The organism is Rhizobium sp. KNZ14-9A (genome assembly GCF_056755015.1).
The window spans coordinates 1,102,196-1,118,464 of record NZ_JBPGXB010000002.1; the positions used below are offsets into that span (position 1 = coordinate 1,102,196).

The following is a 16,269-nucleotide window of genomic DNA, read 5'->3' on the forward strand; positions in this document are numbered from 1 at the left end:
CGTTGGATAGCGGGGCGGTGCGCGCCGATCTATTCCTCTGATCGCTTCCAGCATCAGAAGAAGGCTTTGGCATCATGAACACGACAGAGACACGGATGCTTGCGGGCGTCTCGGTTCCGAGTACTGCCATCATCGATCGGGCGATGGAATATGCGCGCACGGACTGCGAACCCTATCTCTTCAATCACGTCATGCGGTCCTGGCTGTTTGCTGTCCGGATTGGGCAGTTGCGGGGCATCGAGCACGATGGCGAAGTCGTCGCACTCGGCACGCTGTTGCATGACATCACCCTCAACGAGCGCTTTGCGGGGCCGCGCCGGTTCGAGGTGGAAGCGGCGGATCTGGCGCGCGGCTTTGCCGTGGATGCCGGGCTCGACCGGCGCCGCGCCCAGATGATCTGGGATGCCGTCGCGCTGAACTCGACGCCATCAATCGGTCTCTACAAGGAGGCCGAGATTGCGCTCTGCACGACCGGCATCTGCCTCGATGTCGTCGGCTTCCAGTACAGCCTCATTCCGGCGGCCGAGATGAAGGTGATCGTCGCGGAATTTCCCCGGCTCGGCATGAAAAAGAAGATGACAGGCTGTTTCTGCCATATCGCCAGGACGCGGCCGGAAACGACCTATGACAATTTCGTGCGGGATTTCGGCGAACGTCTCGTGCCCGGTTATGCTGTTGCGACGTCCTCGGTTGATCTCGTTGCGCAGGCGCCTTTTGAGGAGTGAGGGGAGCAAGCCACCTCAAACCGGCATCTCATCCGTAATCACCTCGAAGCGCTTGAGGATCGCGGGGCCGAAGGCCGTCGACATGGCGACGTCGGTGGCGTCACGGCCGGTGGCCATCAGGATACGGCCGATGCGCGGCGCATTATGGCGGGCGTCGACCGTGTACCAGCGGCCGCTGAGATAGACCTCGAACCAGGCGCTGAAATCCATCGGGTTCGGGTCTTTGGGGACGCCGATATCGCCGAGATAGCCGGTGCAGTAGCGCGCCGGGATGTTCATGCAGCGGCAGAGCGTGACGGCGAGATGGGCGAAGTCACGGCAGACGCCCGTGCGATCCGTGAAGCCGCCGAAGGCGGTGCGCAGCGGGTCGGCCTTCTGATAGTCGAAGGCGATGCGCTTGTGGGTGAAATCGAGGATCGCCTGGACGCGCGGCCAGCCGAGCGGTGTTTTGAAAAAGGTCTTCCAGGCGAAATCGGCGAGACGGTCGGTATCGCAATAGCGGCTGCCGAGCAGGTAGACGAGCACATCATCAGGCAGATCATTGATGTTGTGCTGGACCGCACCTTCGGGAACAGGATCGGGCAGGCCACTGTCATAGATTTCGAATTCGGTGGAAATGGTCGTCAGGCCCGGAGGTGCTACGATACGGGTGCAGGCATTGCCGAACGTATCGGTGTAGCCCCAGGCTTCGATCGGTCGGTCGAAGCTCAGCACCTGTTCCGTCAGGAGATCCACCCGGCGGGACGGGTGGATGTTGAGGACCAGCAGCATGGGCGTTTCATGCTCGCATTCATAGCCGATGTGGAAGCCTGCACGTATCTTCATGAGTTGTGGTCCTTTGAAACAGGGTTTGTCCTGCAGGCGAATGCATCAGCGGGCCAGGCGTTCCGTCACCTGGCCTTTGCGGTATCGAATTCCTGTTCCGTGGTGACGTTGACCTGCACCTTCATGCTGTCGAAATCGCGCGATCCGCCGTCATAGCTGCCCGACAGCGGCACGGCCTGGCGCGGGTCGCGGGCCACGCCGACGCGGATCAGGTCGCGGTTTCCGACGATGCCGTTGGTGGGATCGAATTCCACCCAGCCAGCACCAGGCAGATAGACCTGGCACCAGGCATGCGTCGAGCCGCCGCCAAGTGTGATGGAGCCATCGCGATCGGCGACATAGACATAGCCGGTGACGAAGCGGGCGGCGAAACCGAGGGAGCGGGTCGCCTCCATCATCAGCAGCGCAAAATCGCGGCAGGTGCCGCTGCGCAGCCGAAGCGTGTCGCGCGGCGCCTGCGTGCCGTGCTCGAAGCGCCTGACATAGGTGAAGCTCTCATGGATCGCGTAGCAGAGCGTCATCAGGATGTGGCCGGTGCGCGCCTGATGGCTCAAGGGCACGAATTGCCGCGCCCATCTGCCGACTTCGTCATCGGGATCGGGATAGTGCCTGACGATGGTGCGTTCGAGATCGATCGCCTCGTCCTCGTCATAGGCGAAGGGAAAGCTCAACGCCTTGCGGTCGATCTCCAGATCGAGCGGAACCTGCGCCGTATGCTCGAGACGGATGACGGTTTCGAAGCGCAGTTCGGCGGAGGCGGCTGTGATATCGACGAGTGCGATGCAATTGCCGAAGACATCGTGGATCCAGCGCACGGATGCCGGCCCCGGAGAGACATCGAGGCTGCAGCTCAGAAGCGTTTGGTCGAAGCTGTCGCGGGGGCGGAACATCAGCCGGTGCTGTCCGAAATGCACCGGCCTTTTGTAGTGGTAGGACGTGATGTGGCGGACGGAGAAAATCGTCATCCTGCCTCCCTATTTTCATGACGCGGCACTGACCATGGGGAAACATGACCGCGGTGAAAATATCCGCGGGCGCCCGTCACTTCTCTCTGCGCGAAAGCGGATAGGCGGGCGCATCGTAAAGCATGCGGATCTGCTTTTCGTCGAAGCGGGCTTCATTCACTTCCAGCACACAGCCGCGCAATTGCGGACCGGGCAGGTCTTCCATGGCAAAACGCACCGCTTCCGCGGCCGTTTCGAAGCGCTTATAGCGGGGGCCGCGGGAGCTGCGCAATGTCTTGCCGGTGTAAAGCCCGGCTTCGATCATATAGTCGAATTCTGCCACTTCATGGTCCTTGCTCGTTCCTGATATGGCCGAGCCATCCGGGTATCAGAGTCTTCCTGGGTCGACGATTTCAGGATGAAACGGCGGGTAGGGTCGACCGCGTTATCGCGCGTTGGCGGCGTTCATCCTGCCGTTGTTCGCGCTGTCTCTGCTGCAGTCGCTTGCGTACATCCTGGAGCTTTCCGGCGTCGGAGGCTTTTTCGGGTTGCGGCGGACGGAAGAGATTTTCCGCTGCGCGTTTGTCGGTGGTCATATTGCTATCCTTGACGATGGGCGGGACAGCCGAGCGGCCGTCGCGCCGGAGCGGGCGTTATTTCTTCTTGTCGCTGCCCGTGGTGCTGCTTGCCATCTTGACCTGCGTGCCGGGTGCGGCAGCAGGTGCAGGCGTGGCAGAGCGGTCTTTCTTCGGTTTTCGGACTTCGCGGTTGCTGCGGACTTGGCCTTTCGCCATGGTTTCCTCCTTGTGTGGTGATGCGGGACAGATCAGGTATTGCGGCCAGCCGCCGGCTGGCGGCGCGGTCGCTGCAGCATCAAAGGGGCAGGGGCCCGATGCCGGGACGCTCGTCAGAGGCTGCCGATGTGGAAAGACGCGATTGCCCTTGGGGTTGCCTTGGGGAATGCCGAGATGAATGAATGCGCAGCGCATTCATCCCCCGGCCGGCCTGCGGCCCACGGCTGAAATCGGGAAAAGCCACGAAACTGCTGGCGGATTCGAAGCGATCGTCCTGCTGTTCGCCGGCGGCATCTTCGGCACGATTAAGAATGCCGAGCGCCACATTCTCGCGGTAGGCGAACGCGCCCGTTCGGATGAGATTGCGCGACAGGCTTGACGGATAAAAGTCGGAAGACATCGTGTCCTCCTTTCGTTGGGGCCAGGGCTAACGCCCGAACCGGCAGCGCCCTTGAAGTGGCTGCCAGCAATTGGAATCCTGCGCTTATTCGCTGCGCGGCGCAAGGCGTTTTTCGCGGGATAGGGATCCCGGCAGCTGTCGCGGCGTAAACTTTTCGAATATTGCACCGGCGGCCGAAGCCGTTAATTTGAACGCGGGTATTTCAATCAACGGAAATCGAAGATGAGTATCGCTGTTTTGACGACTTACGTTCTTGTCGTGCTCGGGCTGATGGTGATTCCCGGGCCGGCGACACTGCTGGTTCTCGCTCGATCGGTGAGCGGCGGTCGGCGGGCCGGCATCGCAACGGGGCTTGGCATTGCTGCCGGCGATCTCATCCATTCCACCATGGCGACCTTTGGTCTTTCGGCCCTGCTTGCGACTTCGGCGCTCGCCTTCGAGGTGGTCAAATATATCGGCGTAGCCTATCTCATCTACCTCGGATACCGCGCCTTTATCGAAAAGTCCGGCAATCTCGATATGGCGGCGGCCCCAGAGATCAGCCCCGGCAAGGCTTTCCGGCAGGGGATATTCACGGAAATCCTGAACCCGAAGACGGCGCTGTTCTTCCTTGCCTTCCTGCCGCAGTTCATCCATCCCGAAAGCGGTTCGGTGATCGGGCAATTCGCGCTGCTCGGCATCATCTTCGTGGCATTCAGCATTTGTGTAACCTCGGCGCTCGCGATCGGCGCCGGCTTGGTGCGCGGCTGGCTCAATAGGAACCGGACGATCGGCCGCTGGCAGGGTAAGGTCATCGGCTCGATCTATATGGCGCTTGGCGTGCGGCTGGCGTTTCAGCAACAGTGAGCGGTGCCCCAGCCACTGACATAGCTGGGGTTAGAGTTGCTACCGCTTGATTGCGGCCAACTGCCGCTCGAAGCTCGTAAGATCGAAATAGTCGCGCCAGACGGTGATCTTGCCATCCTCCACCGTCAGCGTTCCCATGACCGGCAAAGTAATGTGGCCGCCGCTTTCGTGGGTGAAGACATCGATGCGCTCGTTCAGCACGACATTGCCGGAGACGGCGATTTCGGTGACCTGCCAATCCACCTTGAAGACGGTGCCGATGCCGAAATCGGCCTGGAACTTCCGGACGTTTTCGCGACCCACGATATCGGGCAGAGGCACGTTGTCGTAGAGCACATCATCGCTCAGCATGGCGACGGCTTCGTCGATGCGGTTGGCGCTCCAGTGGGCGAAGAAGGTTTGCGCGGTTTCGAGAGGTGACATGGCGGGCCTCCTTCAGCCGAACTTGACGAGGTTCAGCGCCGGCAGCGGGCCGCCGGGGAATTGCGTCAGGGCGCCGCCCACCTTGAGCGGGCCGAGATCGACGCCGGCAAAGCCGAGGCGGGTGATGATGTCAGCCACCTCTGCCTTGGCCTGCGCATCGTCTCCCGAATAGAAGAGCACGCGGCTGCCGCCTTCGGCCTTGGGATCGCCGGAGACGAGGTTTGCATAGAGGTGGTTGAAAGCCTTGACGAGGCGCGCACCCGGCACGAGATCGGCGACGATCTGGCTCGACAGCCTTCCATTCAGTTCGGCCGGCTTGAAGAGCGGCGCCTCGATCGGGTTATTGGCGTCGATGACGATGCGGCCGGCCCAATCCGGCAGGCCTGATAGCGCTGCCGGTAGCTTCGACCAGGGTACGGCGATCAGGACGATATCGGCCTTGGCGGCCTGTTCGATCGTTCCGGCGGTGATGTGCGGGGCAAGCTCGGCGGTGAGTTCGCTCAGCGTCTGCGGGCCGCGGCTGTTGGCGATGGTGGCGGAGATGCCGTTGCGGGCCAGCGCCCGGGCGAAGGCGGCGCCGATATTGCCTGCGCCGATGATACCGATGGACATGACAGTGATCCTTTCGTTTGGTGTTGAAATCAGGCTGTGAAGCCGCCGTCGGCGAGGATGTCTGCGCCGGTGACGAAGGCTGCCTCGGGGCTGGCGAGATAGGCTACGAGGCCGGCGATCTCGTAGTCCTTGCCGTAGCGGCCAACCGCGATACCGGGACCGACGATCTCGGAGATCGGGCCGCCATCCGGGTTCATGTCGGTATCGGTGGGGCCGGGATGGACGGTGTTGACGGTGATGCCCTTCGGCCCGAGATCGCGGGCGAGGCTGCGGTTGAAACCGGAGATGGCGCCCTTTGTCAGCGTATACAGCGAGGCGGTCGGGAAGGCGGCGTATTGCACCATGGATGAGCCGATATGGATGATGCGGCCGCCGGATTTCATGCGGCGGGCGGCCTCCTGAGTGGCGACGAAGACGCCTGTTACATTGACGGCGATCATGCGCTCGTAATCCTCGAACTTGATGTCCTCGATCGGGCCGTTGATGGCGATGCCGGCATTGTTGACGAGGATATCGAGCGAGCCGAAGGCCTCTTGCGTCCTGGCGACGGCGGCGCGCACGGCTTCGGGATTGCCGGCGTCGGCCTGGATGGCGATGGCGCGACCGCCTGATGCCTCGATCTCGCGCACCACGGCGGCGGCCTTTTCCGGCGAGGCGCTGTAGGTCAGCGCCACGGATGCGCCGTCTGCGGCAAGCCGCCTGGCGATGGCCGCGCCGATGGAGCGGGAGCCGCCGGTGACGAGGGCGGTCTTTTCTTTCAGCGTGTTGACTGTCATTTCGGTGGTCCTTCGATTTCGTTTCGATGGAGCCAATATCGCACTGCCATTCCCCTTTGATTAGCCGGTAATGTGCGCTATCAGTTTCAAGTGTTCCTTGAAGGTGATGAGCAATGGAAAGTCTGGCTAGCCTGGAATCCTTCGTGCGTAGCGCCGAGCTCGGCAGCTTTTCGGGGGCTGCACGACGCCTCGGGCTAACGCCGGCGGCGGTGAGCCGCAATGTCGCAGCGCTCGAGGCCAATCTGAAACTCCGGCTTTTTCACCGCAGCACCCGCAGCCTGACGCTGACGGAGGCGGGCGAGCGTTTCCTGCTGTCGGTGCGCGATCCGCTCGAGGGCTTGCAGGGGGCGATTGCCGAGATTTCCAACGAGCAGGCGGAGCCGGCCGGCATCCTGAAAGTCAGCCTCAGCCCGGCCTTCGGCATCGATTACGTGCTGCCCATGCTGCCTGAATTCATGAAACGCTATCCGCTGGTGCGGCCGGAATGGATGTTCGAGAACCGGCAGGTGGATCTGATCGGGGAGGGTTACGATGCGGCAATCGGCGGCGGCTTCGAGCTTGCCTCGGGCGTGGTGGCGCGGCCGCTGGCGCCCGCCCATCTCGTGGCGGTGGCGTCACCCGCCTATATGCAGGGCCGCGTGCCGCCTGTCGATCCGGCCGGGCTTGCGGGGCTCGACGGCATTGTCATGAAATCCATCAATACCGGGCGCATTCCGCAACGGCAGATGCGTAACGCTGCGGGAGAGGAGCAGCCTGTCGATCTCACGCCAAAGATCGTCGTCAACGACCCTGCCGCCATGCGCAGTGCGGCCCTTCTCGGGCTCGGGGTGACGCTGCTTTCCAAGCCCGATGCGCTTGCCCATCTCGACAGCGGCGAATTGATCCGGCTCGTGCCTTCCTGGTATGTCGATATCGGGTCGATCTCGATCTATTACGCCAACAGGACGCTACTGCCGCTCAAGACGCGGGTGTTCATCGATTTCGTCATCGAGGGTTTTCAGCGTCAGCGGCTTGCAGAGCGTTTCGCCGGCAGCTTGGGTTGATCCTGCTTGTCGGGCTGGTAGCCGAGCACGAAGGCGATCACCTTCTCGGACGACATTTCGCAGGGCTTCAGCGTGCTGCCGCTTGCCTCCAAGAGATAGAGGTTGAAGCTGACGATATCGGTTCCAGCAAGATCCTCGGCATAGAGCCAGATGCGCTTGCCATCCGGCGAGCGCTTGACGGTGGCGCCCCAGCGGCCAGCCTCGAAGCTGCCTTCGCTGTAGCCCTCGGGAATAAGTGCAAGCGCGTGGGTGAAGTCGAGGGCTGCAGGGTGCATGAGTGTCTCGGATGAGGCGCGAGTTCGCCCCATAGGTGGCTGGACGGGCGGTAGTTAGCAAGGCCGGGGCGTCCGGCCTTGTGCTTGATATTGCGCACGGCAGATATCGGGGCCCGAGCATGACGGAAGAGGCGTTGGCGGAGCAAACTCCAACGATTTCCTCAATGCCCCGTCAGCACCAGCGTCTGAACAGGCAGCAGCAGGGCCTGCATGCGCAGGATCATGGCGTGCACCACGCCGACCGTATCGATGACATGCAAGCCTATCCATTTCAGCGTGCCGATATTGGGGTCGGCCAGCGCATCGTGGTTGTTCGTATAGGCATTGGCGATGCAATTGCTGCCGGGCGGCACGTCATCGAGGCCGCCGGGGAAGAGCGGCTGCAGGAAGACGGTAAGCGTGCCCGGTCTTGCCAGCTGCTGGACGTCGATCAGCTGGTCGGTCGGGCGCAACTGGCCGGCGGCGATGACATCCTGCACCTCGGTGACGACGAGGGGGATGATGGAGAAGGGTTTGCCGATGCAGGTGGCTTCGGCCACCATGCCGGGCTTGATGACCTGCGCCTCGATCTGGCCGAAGCCGGCAATCAGCGTGCCGCGGCCGGCCTCCTCAGGCACCAGGATGCCGGCCGGGCGCAGCATGGTGTTCAGCACATCGCCGCGGCGCAGCGTGAACTGCTGCACGGTGCCGGAGACCCCGGCCTTGACCAGCGTCTTGTCGAGCTCGACCTGTGCTGCGGCAAGCGCGGCCTCGGCACTGGCCTTCTGTGCCGGCAGGAGAATGGCGAGCTTGGTCTGCAGCGTCTCCTTGTTGGCATAGGTGGCACTCACCATGCCGCGCTGGCTTTCGACCGTATTGGTGAGCCGGTCCACCTCGCGGCGGGCGACCGCATCGTTCTTCAGGAGTTGCGTTTTCATCTGCAATTCGTCGATCGAGACCTGCAGGGCGCCTTCGGCCTGCTTGATCTGGCCGTCGGCGCTGGCAAGCTCTGACTGCGCCACCTGGGTTTCGGCTTCCACTTCGGCGATCTGCTTCTGCGCCACGTCGAGTGCCGCCTTCTGGGCGGAATCGTCCAGCTTGAAGAGCGGTGCGCCGGCGGCGACCTTCTGGTTGACGCCGACAAAGACTTCATCGACGCGGCCGGAGGCCTCCGGCAGGATGGTGACGGTGCGGAAGACGGCGGTAACGGTTTTCGTCGAGGGGTGGAAATAGAAGATCATGGTGATCAGCGAGATGGTCAGCATGAGGCAGGCCGAGATCCCCCAGCGCAGCTCGTACCACATGCTATAGAGCGTGATCTCGCGGCCAATGCGCTTGCCCTGCACATAGCGGCGGTAGAGATAGTCCGGGAAGATGGTCAGCATCGAGCAGAGCATGAGTTCCAGCATGGTCAGATACCCTCTTCCTGTGCGCCGGGCTTGACGGCCGGCTGAACGGGCTGCGGATGGGCGGCGGCCGGGACCGGCGCGATCGGTGCGCCGGCGACAGGGGCGTGGGTGGCTGGAGGATTGGCCACGGGAGGCGGGGCGGCTGCAGTGGAGCTTGCATGACTCGTAGCCGCGTGATTGGGAGCTGCAGCGGTGATGGCGGCTTCGGGATCCCGGCTGGCGAGCCTCGCGATCGATCGGGCGATCGAATAGAGCGGCGTCGAAAAATCGGGAATGCGGATCATCGCCAAGAGCAGGCCGATGATCCAGTAAAGGTGATTGTGGGTGAAGAGCGAGATAAGCGCCAGCACGGCGACGATCTCCAGCTGCGCCTTGTTGGCCCGGTGCGCTATGCGCTCGGGAACGGCATGGAGCTGGAAGTAGAAATTGCCGATGGCAAGGATCATCACCAGGATCAGCACGATGACGAGGACGAAGAGATAGTCGGTCTGGCCGGGCGCGGTGATGAAGCCGGGAACGTGGTTGGTGAGGGCGGTGTGATAGGCTTGGGTCGCGGCGTCATCGGCTGCTGATGCGGATTGCGCGGCCAGAGTTGCTGCTGCCGCAACGGTCAGGCCGATGGCGGTCCAGTGGCGGCTCTGCGGCCTTGTCGTCTTGCTTTGATTCCTCATGCCAATGTTCCCCCCGGACGGCATTTTAGTATGGCCTGAAGTCTAGGCTGTTTGTGCGCAACACGAAAGTACGTAACAGTAACTAGGGGACGTAAATTCGGGGCTGCAGGCGGAGTGTGACAAGGATAAGGAAGCGGAGACGACCTCTATCGGTATTCGGCAGATGAGAACCGGGTTTTCGCCATGCTGAATCGCGATCGTGGAGTGGCGCTGGATAAACAATTTCAGGGAAGATCTCTCCACTCTGCCGGGGTAAGCCCCTCCCATGCGCGGAAGGCCCGATAGAACGAACTGGTATCCTGAAAGCCCAGCAGAAATGCGATCTCCTCGATGCCGTTCTGCCCGTCGGACAGCAAATGGCGACTGGGCTCCCGCCGCGCATCGTCCAGCAGGCCGCGATAGCTTGTGCCCTGTTCGGTGATCCGTTGCTGCAGGGTCCGTTCGCTCATCCCCATTTCGCGGGCCACATAGGCAATATCGGGCTTGCCGCTGGCGATGCGGCGCTTGATCAGGATCTTCACCTGATCGGGCAGCGAGGATTGCGCGTCCGGCGATGGTTTTTCCCATGCCGGATGACGCGCCAGTGACTAAAGCCGTGGGTTGGGATTTGCTGTTCATGATGCACCTTTTTGCTCGTTGCATAGAACGTAAGGTAGCCGGCGCATCATGCCAGATCAGTTGCAGGCGACGCCAGAGACGCCAATCCGCTGAGATCCGCAACGGCTTAAATATGTCATCTCACTTATTCGCTTGATTTCAGGTTCTTGCATCCAGGTATGCTTTCAGCCGCATCTTTTTGGTGTGAAGTAAAATTCGCGGTTGTCCCTGATGTCTGCCGTTGCAGATATCAGGGCCAGACCCGGGCATGACGGAGGGTGAGGGGGCGAGCTGCCTTACCGATCAGTTCGACTTCTTGGCGTCGACTTCCTTGTAGGCGGCGTCGAGGAAGCTGGTGTCGATCCACTTGTCGTAGTCGACGGAGCCCTTCAAGAGCTTGGCGTCGGCCATGAACTGCTCCTCGCTCTTCAGCGAGGCGAGTGCTTCCGGGGTGATCTTCGGGTCCTGGTAGAAGACGTTGTCCTTGTAGGTTTCGCGGACCGACTTTTCCGAGGACTTGGTTTCGTCGACGAAGATCTTGATCGTGTCTTCCGGATGGGCATCGGCCCAGCGGGCGGTTTCGATGTCGACCTTGAGCAGGCGCTTGACGAGGTCAGGATATTTGCGGACGAAATCGCCATTGGCGGAGATGACGAAGGGGGCCGACCATTCCGGATGCGAGGAGGCATCGAGGATGACGCGGGCTTGGCCGGTTTCGACCAGCTTGGCGGCGACATCGCCGCTTTCGACGACGGCATCGACATCACCGCGCACCAGCGCCGGGCCGGACGCATCGAAGGCGAGGTTGAGGGATTCGACATCGGTCAACGACAGGCTAACGGACTTCAGGGCCTTGGCGAAGGTGGAGTGGCGCACCGTGCCGGCGAGATAGGCAACCTTCTTGCCCTTGAGATCGGCGAGTGACTTGATCGGGGAATCCGTCTTGACGATGATCGCCGAGCCGTTGGCCTTCACATAGCTAGACAGGCCGATTGCCTTCACATCCGCGCCCGCAGCGGCGACGCGCAGCGCCGGGTTGTTGCCGGTATAGATGAACTCGACGGCACCCGTGGCAAGCGCGGTGGTGGCTTCCGAGCCGCCATTGGTGAAGGCGATGAACTCGACCTTGATGCCATCCTTTTCGAATTCCTTGGCGAGCGAGCCGCTATGGCGCTCGAGGATGAATTTCAGGTGGCCGGGGGCCGTGCTGCCGATACGGATGATTTCGGGCTTGTCTTCCGCGGATGCCGGACCGGTGGGCGCGGCGCTGCCGAGCGCGAGGGCCGCAAGGCCTGATAGCAGCGTGCGGCGCAGGATGGATGGGTTGAAGCGTGTCATGTGATGTCCCTTGAGAAACGTTGAATTCAGTTGTGAGAGATTTCGGAGCTGCCCTTCCAGGCAGTGGCCCAGCGCTCGAACCAGACGAGCAGGTAGTTCACGAGCAGGCCGATAGCAGTCATGGTGATGATGCCGGCATACATGTCGGCCGTTTCCATCATCAGCTGCGATTGCTGGATCAGGAATCCGAGGCCGGATTTGGCGGCGAGCATTTCGGCGCCGATGACGGCGAAGATCGAGGATTTGACGGCAAGACGCATGCCCGAGACGATCGAGGGAATGCTCGCCGGCAGTATGACCTTGCGGAACATGTCGAGATCGGACGTGCCCATGGAGCGGGCGGCTTTCAAGAGCAGCGGATCGACGGATTTGACACCCGAGATCGTGTTGATCAGCAGGAAGAAGACCGACGAATAGAAGCAGATGGCGATCTTCGAGGCCTCGCCGATACCAAGCAGCAGGATGAAGACCGGCAGAAGGGCGAATTGCGAGGTGTTGCGCAGCGTCTGGACGAGCAGGTCGGAGACCTTTTCGAACAGCGTATAGCGCCCCATGAGGAAGCCAAGCGGCACGGCGACGACGACGGCGAGCAGGAAACCGATGGCGGCGCGCTGCAGGCTGATGCCGATATTGGCAGAGAGCGTGCCGTCGAGCAGCATCGCGTACCAGGCTTCCAGCACTTCGCTGAGCGGCGGGAAGAAAATGCGGTTCAGCCAGCCGAGGCGCGGCGCGATTTCCCAGAGGCCGAAGAAGACCACCATCAGCGGCAGGCCATAGGTGGCGGCGCCGAATTCGATGCGGCGCCTGGCGCGCGGGGTGGTGCGCTTCGACCGGGCGGGAGAAAGCTCGGCGCCGAGGACGGTCTTGTCGGTTACATAGGCCATAAGAGTTCTCCCGGTTTCAGTGGGCGTAAGCCGGCGAAAGCGCCCAGTCTTTCTGCGCCTTGTTCACTTCGTCCCTAAGGGCTTCCCAGACGCGGCCGCGATGGGCGTTGAACTCGGCGCTGGCGCGGATATCGCCATCGCGCGGGCGCGGCAGGTCGATATCGATGATTTCCTTCACCGTGCCGGGTCGCGCCGTCATGACGACGATACGGTCGGCGAGGTAGATCGCCTCGTCGATCGAATGGGTGACGAAGACGACGGTCGTGTTGATCTTTTCCCAGATGCGCAGGAGCTCGGTCTGCAGGATCTCGCGGGTCTGAGCGTCGAGGGCCGCGAAGGGCTCGTCCATCAGCAGGACTTCGGGATCGGTCGCAAGCGCGCGGGCGATCGCCACGCGCTGCTGCATGCCGCCCGAGAGCTGGTTCGGAAAACGATCCTCGAAGCCGGAGAGGCCGAAGAGGGAGAGGAAGTAGCGGGCCTTTTCGGTGCGCTCGCGCTTGGGAACGCCGTGGACCTCGAGCGCATATTCGATATTGGCGAGAGCGGTGCGCCAGGGAAACAGCGCATATTGCTGGAAGACATAGCCGGTCTTCGGGTCCGGCTTGACGATGTGCTTGCCATCGATCCGGACGATGCCATCGGAGGCTTCGGTGAGGCCGCCGATAATATCGAGCAGGACGGACTTACCGCTGCCGCTCGGGCCGACCAGCGTGATGAACTCGCCCTTACGGATCGTGAGATCGATGCCGTTCAAGACCGTGACGCGGTCTGAGGGGCGACCGTCGATCAGCACCGACTGGCCGGGCTTCAGCTGGAAGGTCTTGCGGACATCGGTGACGGTGATGCGGTCCATGAGCTTCTCCAATTCATACTTGCGCGACGCGGATGCGATGGGTGGGATCGAATTGTGATCCGCCCGGTTTGCCGCGCTTCCAGCCGAGCGCGCGGGAATAGCTGCCGAAGAGATTGCGCTCCTCCACTTCCTCTTCGGTGATGGCGAGGGGACCGTCGGCGCGCTCGGCGACATAGAGCGCGTCGGTCGGACAGTAGATTTCGCAGAGGAAGCAGGTCTGGCAGTCATCCTGGCGGGCGATGACCGGAACGCCATCGGTCGCGTCGAAGACATTGGCCGGGCAGACCTTCACGCAGATATCGCATTCCACGCAGCGGCTTTCGGAGACGACTTCGATCATGATGCGATCTCCTGGCGGGCTTCGGGTGCGGAAGAGACCACGATGTCATCGACGCCGCGCACGGTGATGGAATGGGCGAATGCCGGGTCGTTACCCCTAAAATCCGAGCGGCGGTGCATGCCGCGGCTTTCCTTGCGGGCGAGTGCGGAGGCGAGCGACCAGCGGCCGTGGGCGGCAATCGCTGCTGCCTCGCGCGCCTTCAGCCTGTCGAGGCCGGCGCCGGAGAGATGGTTTCTGACATCGACCCAGAGGTTGTCGAGCTTGTTCTGGCTGGCCTGCAGGCGGCTGCCCTCGCGGAAATAGTTCTTCTCCAGGGGTGTGACCTCGGCCCGCACGCTGTCGATGACATCCTTTGGCGTCAGCGTGTCCTTCACAGTGCCGCCAGGGCGGAGACCCGCCTGGCCGAGCGGGCTGGAATTGCTGCGGAAGGCCTTGTCACCGCGGCGCTTGGCGTGGCCGGCAGCACCCTGGCCGGACCACCAGCCGCTGGCGATCGCCCAGGAGGAATTGGGGCCGCCGCCGCCTGACGTGGCGCCCGCGAGTGGCTCGCGGCTTGCGGCATCGCCGGCGACATAGAGGCCCTGCACATCGGTGCCGCAATCGGATGTGGCAATGCGAATGCCGCCGGTGCCGCGTACCGTGCCTTCGGCGCGGAAGGTGACGCGGAACATCTGAGCGAAAGGATCGACCGGCGTGCGGTCATAAGGCACGAAACAGTTGGGCTGGCCGCGGCGCAGCCAGTCCTGCAGGGCAGGTTCGGCCTGATCGAGCACAGCATAGACGGGCGCTTCGATCATGGCTTTCGCGATTTCCTTTTCGCGCTCGCCGATGCCGTTCTGCAGGTGGTTGCCGTCGCTATCGAGGATCGGCGTGCCATCCTCGCGGAAGAAGGAGGCCCAGCGGAAGGGCAGGCCCTTGTTGAGCGATGAGCCATAGGGGGCGAGCGTATATTTGCCGGTGAATTCCATGCCCGACAGGCTGGCGCCGGCTTCCGCCGCCATCAGGTGACCGTCGCCGGTCAGAGCGGCGGCACCGAGGATGCGCTCATGGAAGGCGCAGCCGCCGGTTGCCAGCACCACGGCGCCGGCATCGACGTGCCATTCCCGATCGCGCTGGCGGTCAATGCCGGCTGCACCCGTGACGGCTTCGCCATCGAAATAGAGTTCGAGGGCAGGGTGGTGATTGAGGACGGTGATGCCTGCTTTCAGCACCCGACGACGCATGAAGGCCATGTAATCGGGGCCGCGCAGATTGGCGATATAGAGCTTACCGTCTTCATCGTCGGGGAAGGGGTAGCCCCATTCGGCAAGCCTCAAGAGGTTTTCATAGGCCTGGTCGACGGTGCGCAGCATCCAGCGCTGGTCGGCGATATTTCCGGTGCGCTGCCAGCGGCGCTCGACGACCTGGGCGCGGTTTTCACCCGGCGGGACCAGCCATGTGCCGGTGTTGGACGGTGCGGTTGCGCCGCTGGTGCCGAGATAGCCCTTGTCGGCGAGGACGACGCGGGCGCCATTCTGCGCAGCCGAAAGGGCAGCCCAGGCGCCAGCCGGCCCGCCGCCGAGGACAAGCACGTCCGTCTGCAGATGCAACGGACCGTTGCCCGCCAGGTCCTTACGCTTCAACGACATTGGAAAATCTCTAGGTGATGATAAAGGCGCGCGGCAGCCGGAGGGACTGCCGCCCAAGAGTCACGATAAAAGAGCGCGGCAGCTGCAGGGCTGCCGCGCTGGACCGCATCAGGCAGCGTTGGAGAACCAGGAGGGCTCATTGCCTGCGGTCCACTTGATATTGCAGCCGATCGACGGGGTCTGCTCGAGTGCAGGCTTGGCGCCGGCGAGCACGGCATCAGCCGCAGCGCGCAGATCCTTGCCGGTGACCGGCTTGCCATTGCCGGGGCGGGCATCGTCGAACTGGCCATGATAGGCGAGCTTGCGGGCGCCATCGAAGAGGAAAAGGTCAGGCGTGCAGGCCGCGCCGTAGGCTTTCGCGACAGCCTGCGCCTCGTCCTTCAGATAGGGGAAGGTGTAGCCGATCGCCTCGGCTTCCTGGCCGACGGCGGCAAGGCTTTCTTCCGGATGGGCCTCGGCATCATTGCTGTTGATGGCGATGACGCGCAGGCCCTTTGCCTCATATTCCCTGACGAAGGCGGCGAGATCATTACGGATCAGCTGCACGAAGGGACAACGGTTGGAAATGAAGGCCACGAGCAAGGCCGGCGTGCCATCGAAATCGGAGAGCTTGTGCAACACGCCCTTGGCATCCGGCAGAATGAAGTCCGCGGCGCGGGTGCCGAGCTCGATGGGATTGGACGCTGTCTTGGGCATGGAAATCCTCCTGATGGGTTAAAACGATATAATCTATAAACTTTATGAAGTTTGAACCGGAAGACATTTGCTTCGATGGCGCTTTAGCGAAATAGCTTTCTGCTATGCGGGACGATCGTGGAAAGTTTTTGGGGTGAGGGTGGGAATGGGATGGTGGCGAGGACTCGGTATGCCTTTCCGTCGATGCCTGAAATGATATAGGAGTATCAGG

The 16,269-nt window shown here is 62.4% G+C and carries 21 protein-coding genes; 4 read left to right on the forward strand and 17 right to left on the reverse strand.

The features are described from left to right. Positions 1 to 74: 74 nt before the first annotated feature. Complete coding sequence (locus ACR9ZQ_RS11665) at positions 75 to 725, forward strand: HD domain-containing protein (protein ID WP_310386583.1); 651 nt, start codon at positions 75 to 77, stop codon at positions 723 to 725. Between the two features lie 15 nt (positions 726 to 740). On the opposite strand, the gene ACR9ZQ_RS11670 is transcribed toward ACR9ZQ_RS11665, so the two are convergent. The 4 genes from ACR9ZQ_RS11670 to ACR9ZQ_RS11685 all read right to left on the reverse strand — a co-directional run bounded on the left by ACR9ZQ_RS11670 (position 741) and on the right by ACR9ZQ_RS11685 (position 3,288). Beyond that, the gene (locus ACR9ZQ_RS11670; protein WP_310386581.1) at positions 741 to 1,550 is read right to left on the reverse strand and encodes a transglutaminase-like domain-containing protein; all 810 of its coding nucleotides are present in this window, start codon (positions 1,548 to 1,550) and stop codon (positions 741 to 743) included. 65 nt (positions 1,551 to 1,615) lie between these two features. Continuing rightward, entirely contained in the window at positions 1,616 to 2,515 is a 900-nt protein-coding gene (locus tag ACR9ZQ_RS11675) for a transglutaminase family protein (protein ID WP_113325356.1), read from the reverse strand. Positions 2,516 to 2,591: 76 nt separating this feature from the next. Continuing rightward, a complete protein-coding gene (locus ACR9ZQ_RS11680; RefSeq protein WP_007826392.1) occupies positions 2,592 to 2,837 on the reverse strand; it encodes a hypothetical protein in 246 nt (81 codons plus the stop codon). 310 nt (positions 2,838 to 3,147) lie between these two features. Beyond that, a complete protein-coding gene (locus ACR9ZQ_RS11685; RefSeq protein WP_310386579.1) occupies positions 3,148 to 3,288 on the reverse strand; it encodes a hypothetical protein in 141 nt (46 codons plus the stop codon). A 178-nt stretch (positions 3,289 to 3,466) separates the two neighbouring features. Between ACR9ZQ_RS11685 and ACR9ZQ_RS11690 the strand changes: the two genes are divergently transcribed. Beyond that, on the forward strand, positions 3,467 to 3,667 hold the full coding sequence (locus ACR9ZQ_RS11690) for a hypothetical protein (RefSeq protein ID WP_310386577.1): 201 nt from the start codon (positions 3,467 to 3,469) through the stop codon (positions 3,665 to 3,667). A gap of 243 nt (positions 3,668 to 3,910) precedes the next feature. After that, on the forward strand, positions 3,911 to 4,534 hold the full coding sequence (locus tag ACR9ZQ_RS11695; RefSeq protein WP_310386575.1) for a LysE family translocator: 624 nt from the start codon (positions 3,911 to 3,913) through the stop codon (positions 4,532 to 4,534). A 39-nt stretch (positions 4,535 to 4,573) separates the two neighbouring features. Here ACR9ZQ_RS11695 and ACR9ZQ_RS11700 read toward each other — a convergent pair whose 3' ends face one another. The 3 genes from ACR9ZQ_RS11700 to ACR9ZQ_RS11710 are packed head-to-tail and all read right to left on the reverse strand — an operon-like array spanning position 4,574 to position 6,345. Beyond that, on the reverse strand, positions 4,574 to 4,957 hold the full coding sequence (locus ACR9ZQ_RS11700) for a limonene-1,2-epoxide hydrolase family protein (protein ID WP_310386573.1): 384 nt from the start codon (positions 4,955 to 4,957) through the stop codon (positions 4,574 to 4,576). A gap of 12 nt (positions 4,958 to 4,969) precedes the next feature. Further along, on the reverse strand, positions 4,970 to 5,569 hold the full coding sequence (locus ACR9ZQ_RS11705) for an NADPH-dependent F420 reductase (RefSeq protein WP_405049755.1): 600 nt from the start codon (positions 5,567 to 5,569) through the stop codon (positions 4,970 to 4,972). 29 nt (positions 5,570 to 5,598) lie between these two features. Next, the gene (locus tag ACR9ZQ_RS11710) at positions 5,599 to 6,345 is read right to left on the reverse strand and encodes a 3-oxoacyl-ACP reductase family protein (RefSeq protein ID WP_310386571.1); all 747 of its coding nucleotides are present in this window, start codon (positions 6,343 to 6,345) and stop codon (positions 5,599 to 5,601) included. A 113-nt stretch (positions 6,346 to 6,458) separates the two neighbouring features. Between ACR9ZQ_RS11710 and ACR9ZQ_RS11715 the strand changes: the two genes are divergently transcribed. Beyond that, positions 6,459 to 7,388 (forward strand): LysR substrate-binding domain-containing protein, encoded by a 930-nt coding sequence (locus ACR9ZQ_RS11715; RefSeq protein ID WP_481427851.1) that lies wholly within the window; start codon positions 6,459 to 6,461, stop codon positions 7,386 to 7,388. On the opposite strand, the gene ACR9ZQ_RS11720 is transcribed toward ACR9ZQ_RS11715, so the two are convergent. From ACR9ZQ_RS11720 to ACR9ZQ_RS11765, 10 genes are all read right to left on the reverse strand, one after another. Continuing rightward, positions 7,349 to 7,663, reverse strand: a complete 315-nt coding sequence (locus tag ACR9ZQ_RS11720; protein ID WP_310386567.1) for a hypothetical protein — start codon at positions 7,661 to 7,663, stop codon at positions 7,349 to 7,351. The genes ACR9ZQ_RS11715 and ACR9ZQ_RS11720 overlap by 40 nt on opposite strands. Before the next feature lie 161 nt (positions 7,664 to 7,824). Beyond that, positions 7,825 to 9,051: an HlyD family secretion protein gene (locus ACR9ZQ_RS11725; protein WP_310386565.1), complete on the reverse strand. Its 1,227-nt coding sequence runs from the start codon at positions 9,049 to 9,051 to the stop codon at positions 7,825 to 7,827. Between the two features lie 2 nt (positions 9,052 to 9,053). Then, positions 9,054 to 9,641, reverse strand: a complete 588-nt coding sequence (locus ACR9ZQ_RS11730) for a hypothetical protein (protein ID WP_481429299.1) — start codon at positions 9,639 to 9,641, stop codon at positions 9,054 to 9,056. 305 nt (positions 9,642 to 9,946) lie between these two features. Further along, complete coding sequence (locus ACR9ZQ_RS11735) at positions 9,947 to 10,243, reverse strand: helix-turn-helix transcriptional regulator (protein ID WP_481427852.1); 297 nt, start codon at positions 10,241 to 10,243, stop codon at positions 9,947 to 9,949. 379 nt (positions 10,244 to 10,622) lie between these two features. Then, complete coding sequence (locus tag ACR9ZQ_RS11740) at positions 10,623 to 11,657, reverse strand: aliphatic sulfonate ABC transporter substrate-binding protein (protein WP_310386563.1); 1,035 nt, start codon at positions 11,655 to 11,657, stop codon at positions 10,623 to 10,625. Between the two features lie 26 nt (positions 11,658 to 11,683). Then, the gene (locus ACR9ZQ_RS11745) at positions 11,684 to 12,541 is read right to left on the reverse strand and encodes an ABC transporter permease (RefSeq protein WP_310386561.1); all 858 of its coding nucleotides are present in this window, start codon (positions 12,539 to 12,541) and stop codon (positions 11,684 to 11,686) included. Between the two features lie 16 nt (positions 12,542 to 12,557). Further along, positions 12,558 to 13,394 carry an ABC transporter ATP-binding protein gene (locus ACR9ZQ_RS11750; protein WP_310386559.1) on the reverse strand — a complete coding sequence of 279 codons (837 nt, stop codon included), beginning with the start codon at positions 13,392 to 13,394 and terminating at the stop codon, positions 12,558 to 12,560. Between the two features lie 13 nt (positions 13,395 to 13,407). Continuing rightward, complete coding sequence (locus tag ACR9ZQ_RS11755) at positions 13,408 to 13,734, reverse strand: 4Fe-4S binding protein (RefSeq protein ID WP_310386558.1); 327 nt, start codon at positions 13,732 to 13,734, stop codon at positions 13,408 to 13,410. Further along, positions 13,731 to 15,362: an FAD-dependent oxidoreductase gene (locus tag ACR9ZQ_RS11760; protein WP_481427853.1), complete on the reverse strand. Its 1,632-nt coding sequence runs from the start codon at positions 15,360 to 15,362 to the stop codon at positions 13,731 to 13,733. Before ACR9ZQ_RS11760 ends, ACR9ZQ_RS11755 begins: the two co-directional genes overlap by 4 nt. 108 nt (positions 15,363 to 15,470) lie before the next feature. Beyond that, positions 15,471 to 16,058 (reverse strand): thioredoxin family protein, encoded by a 588-nt coding sequence (locus tag ACR9ZQ_RS11765; protein ID WP_481427854.1) that lies wholly within the window; start codon positions 16,056 to 16,058, stop codon positions 15,471 to 15,473. Positions 16,059 to 16,269: the final 211 nt, after the last annotated feature.